This is a genomic window from Lonsdalea britannica, from assembly GCF_946477055.1.
Lineage (GTDB): Bacteria > Pseudomonadota > Gammaproteobacteria > Enterobacterales > Enterobacteriaceae > Lonsdalea > Lonsdalea britannica_A.
This window is the reverse complement of record NZ_CAMKXG010000307.1, coordinates 1-3,601: the sequence shown is the minus strand read 5'-3', so window position 1 is coordinate 3,601 and position 3,601 is coordinate 1. Positions and strand designations below refer to the sequence as shown.

Sequence of the window (3,601 nt, the reverse complement as noted above, 5' to 3'; positions counted from 1 at the left end):
CGTGCTTAATCTGCAACCGTGGCAGACAGGGATCTACAAACTGAAATAACCCGCGCTGCTGGCGCACTCGCGCCATTTCGCACCCCACATCCCGGCTTTGGCCGGGATGTTTTTGTTGGGGGAACGGAAGGCGGGGCCATGTGATGCGAAACGTTTATTTCAGTTCGGGCATCGAGAGAGGGCGAAGCGGATAACCAGGGCTGCGTTCATGACGTGCCAGAAAGCGATAACAGCCCGCGCCCAGCGCCGCACCGATAAACCAGTTGAAATTGGCCAGCGCATGCCACGACGGCACAAAACCGATAAAAAGACCGATGGCGACCGCGGGGATCAGCGCCAGAATGGCGTTGGGATTGAAACCGCGGCGATACCAGTAGCGCCCCTGCGGGGTTGCGTTGAACAGATCGTCGACGTGTACTTTCCCGCCTTTGATCAGATAAAAATCCGCTAGCAGGATCCCAAACAGCGGACCGATGAAGGCCGCCAGAACGTCCAGCGTGTAGTGGATCAGTTCGGGGGATTGGAAGAGGTTCCAGGGCGTCAGCAGGATCGATCCTACGGCGGCGATCATCCCGCCCGCGCGGAAGCTGATCCGCTGTGGCGAACAGTTGGAGAAGTCGAAGGCCGGCGACACAAAGTTCGCCACAATGTTGATACCAATCGTCGCGATAATCATGGTCAGCAGACCCAGCGCAACGGCAACGCCGCTGCCGATGTGGCTCACCGTTTCGATCGGATCGGTAATCATCTTGCCGAACAGCGACTGCGTGCCGGAAACGATCACCACCGTCACGATGGAGAACAGCAGGAAGTTGACCGGCAGCCCCCAGAAGTTGCCGCGGCGGACCTCGCGGATGCTTTTGCCGTACCGGGAAAAGTCGCCGAAGTTCAGCAGCGGTCCGGAGAAATAGGACACCACCAGCGCGATGGCGGTGATCATCTGCCACAGCTGCTCGCCGGCGCTCAACGATTGGCTGGACAGCGTGAAGGAGATGCCGTCCCAACCGGTTTGGTAAACAATCCAACCGGCCAGCCCCAGCATCACCGCATAGACCGCGGGACCGGCGAAGTCGATAAACCGTTTAATGGCGGACATGCCGTGCCAGAACACCATTGCCTGCAGCAGCCACAGTATGCCGAAGCAGATCCAGCCGAGAGCCGACAGGCCCAGCCAATGAGGCTCGGTCAGCGGGATCAGAGAAGGATAGAACTTCAGCAGCGCCAGCATCAGCGCGTTAGCGGCGAGGTAAGTCTGAATGCCATACCACGCAAAGGCGATCAGTCCACGGATCACCGCCGGGATATTCGCGCCGAAAACCCCGAAAGCCTGACGGCAAATCACGGCATAGGGAACGCCGCTCATCTGGCTGGGTTTGGCGATCAGATTGGCGCACAGCTGGACGATGCCGATACCGGCCAGCAGACAGATGAGCACCTGCCAGCTGGCCAGCCCCAGCGTAAAGAAACTGGCCGCGACGACGTAGCCGCCCATACTGTGGACGTCGGACATCCAGAAAGAAAAAATGTTATACCAGGACCAGTTCTGCGACCGCACCGGCGCGAGATCCTCATTGCATAACCTGGGGCTGTAGTCTGTCCGCATAGCGCGGTTCGACGAGGTATTTTGTGGCATGGAATCTGCTCCTTTTGATAACCGAACGTCAACGTCACTCGATGGTGTATACGAAAGGGGTTTTGCAGGATTCAGGCCATGATCTGTTTTTTGTATACAATAAATGATGATTGCGGTGTACGATTTAGCGATGACATGTTGATGGGATAACGTGATGAACTATACCTATGGTCTTGAAGATGAAGCTCTTTCTCAGCAAAAGGACGAAGTGATTTATCACGCGTTGCTGAATGCGATAGTGGAACACCAGCTGCTGCCGGGCACCAAATTACCTGAAGAAGCGTTGGCGGACGTCTTCGGCGTCAGCCGAACCGGGATCCGCAAAGTGCTGCAGCGTCTTGCCGCAGTGCAAATGATCACTCTCGCGCCCAAGCGTGGTGCACAGGTCGCCACGCCGTCGGTAGAAGAGGCGCAGCAGATCTTCCGTACCCGCAGTCTGTTGGAGTGCGCCAACCTGCCGCAGGTGGTGGCGCATTGTCAGCCGAGCCACTGCGCGGCGTTGGAAAAGGGCGTGCAGGCGGAAGACCAAGCCCATCAGGATCAGAACGGCGCAGAGGCGATCCGTCTGTCTGCCGCGTTTCATATTCAGCTGCAGGCTATCTCCGGCAATGCGGTATTAACCGGCATGGTGTCTCAGCTCACGCTGCGATCGTCGCTGGTGATCGCCGCCTACGGCGCGCCGTGGCAGCAGGGGTGTCGCTGTCACGATCATCAGCAGTTGATCGCTCTGTTGCGTGAGAAAAACACGGCGGCGCTGACGTCCGAGATGCAGCGTCATTTTGACGATATCACCGCCAATCTGCGATTTGATCGCGACGATAGCGTGACGCCGGACTTCTCCCGCCTGTTTGCCCATCTTCATGGACAGGAGCCAGAATGAGCCACTGTGTAATTCAGGTCATCAACCCGAACACCAGCCGGGAAATGACGGAGACCATCGGTGCAGCGGCCCGGCGAGCGGCGCACGCGGACACCGAAATCCGGGCCGTGTGCCCGTCTCACGGCGCCCCATCGATAGAAGGACATGTCGATGAAGCCATCGCGGCCCTCGGCGTGCTGGAGCAGATTCAACAAGGCAAGTCGCAGGGCGTACACGGCCATGTCATCGCCTGCTTCGGCGATCCGGGACTGCTGGCGGCACGCGAGCTGGCCGATGCGCCGGTGGTCGGCATTGCCGAAGCCGCGATGCATATGGCGACGCTGGTGGCGACGCGTTTCTCCATTGTGACGACGCTCCCGCGAACGTTAATCATCGCGCGACATCTGCTGCACCAGTATGGCTTTGAACGCCACTGCGCCGCGCTGCACGCGATCGATCTTCCGGTGCTGGCGCTGGAGGACAAACAGGGCATAGCGCATCAGAAGGTGCGCGAGCAATGTATACACGCGAAGCAGAAGGATGGATCCGGCGCTATTGTGCTGGGCTGCGGGGGGATGGCGGATCTGGCCGTAGAATTGACGCGTGAGCTGGGGATCCCGGTGATCGATGGCGTCAGCGCCGCCGTCAAACTGATTGAATCGCTGGTGGGAATGGGGTTGACCACCAGCAAACACGGCGACCTCGACTATCCGCTGCCCAAACCGTTGACCGGCCCGTTCAGCCCGCTGCGCTGACATCGGTTGTATCTTCTCGGCAATAAAAAAGAGACACATCATGAAGACGTTAACGCAGACGTTGGGGGAAGGGCGGGACTACCCGCGCGATCTGGTAGGTTACGCGGGCCAGCCGCCGCACGCCCAGTGGCCGGGACGCGCGCGTATCGCGGTGCAGTTTGTCCTCAACTATGAGGAAGGCGCGGAGAATAACGTGCTGCACGGCGACGCGGGTTCCGAGCAATTTCTGTCTGACATCATCGGCGCGGCCAGTTACCCGGACCGCCATATGTCGATGGACTCGTTATATGAGTACGGCTCACGCGCGGGGTTTTGGCGGATCCATGCAGAGTTCCAGCGTCGCGGCCTGCCGCT

3 protein-coding genes and 1 pseudogene are annotated in these 3,601 nt (G+C 59.2%); 3 read left to right on the top strand and 1 reads right to left on the bottom strand.

Annotation, left to right across the window (positions count from 1 at the left end; all coding sequences use genetic code 11):
• Positions 1-154 precede the first annotated feature (154 nt).
• On the bottom strand, positions 155-1,633 hold the full coding sequence (locus Q7O77_RS15695) for an NCS1 family nucleobase:cation symporter-1 (RefSeq protein ID WP_304169486.1): 1,479 nt from the start codon (positions 1,631-1,633) through the stop codon (positions 155-157).
• Between the two features lie 154 nt (positions 1,634-1,787).
• Here Q7O77_RS15695 and Q7O77_RS15690 point away from each other — a divergent pair, with 154 nt between their 5' ends.
• From Q7O77_RS15690 to Q7O77_RS15680, 3 genes and pseudogenes are all read left to right on the top strand, one after another.
• The gene (locus Q7O77_RS15690; protein ID WP_304169483.1) at positions 1,788-2,513 is read left to right on the top strand and encodes a GntR family transcriptional regulator; all 726 of its coding nucleotides are present in this window, start codon (positions 1,788-1,790) and stop codon (positions 2,511-2,513) included.
• Entirely contained in the window at positions 2,510-3,247 is a 738-nt protein-coding gene (locus Q7O77_RS15685) for an aspartate/glutamate racemase family protein (RefSeq protein ID WP_304169480.1), read from the top strand. Before Q7O77_RS15690 ends, Q7O77_RS15685 begins: the two co-directional genes overlap by 4 nt.
• A gap of 40 nt (positions 3,248-3,287) precedes the next feature.
• A pseudogene (locus Q7O77_RS15680) lies at positions 3,288-3,601 on the top strand (allantoinase); the annotation flags it as partial.

Bases quoted from the DNA above. Each gene is read 5' to 3' on its own strand.
- Q7O77_RS15685 (WP_304169480.1), top strand. From the start codon at position 2,510: ATGAGCCACTGTGTAATTCAGGTCATCAACCCGAACACCAGCCGGGAA.
- Q7O77_RS15690 (WP_304169483.1), top strand. From the start codon at position 1,788: ATGAACTATACCTATGGTCTTGAAGATGAAGCTCTTTCTCAGCAAAAG.
- Q7O77_RS15695 (WP_304169486.1), bottom strand. From the start codon at position 1,633: ATGCCACAAAATACCTCGTCGAACCGCGCTATGCGGACAGACTACAGC.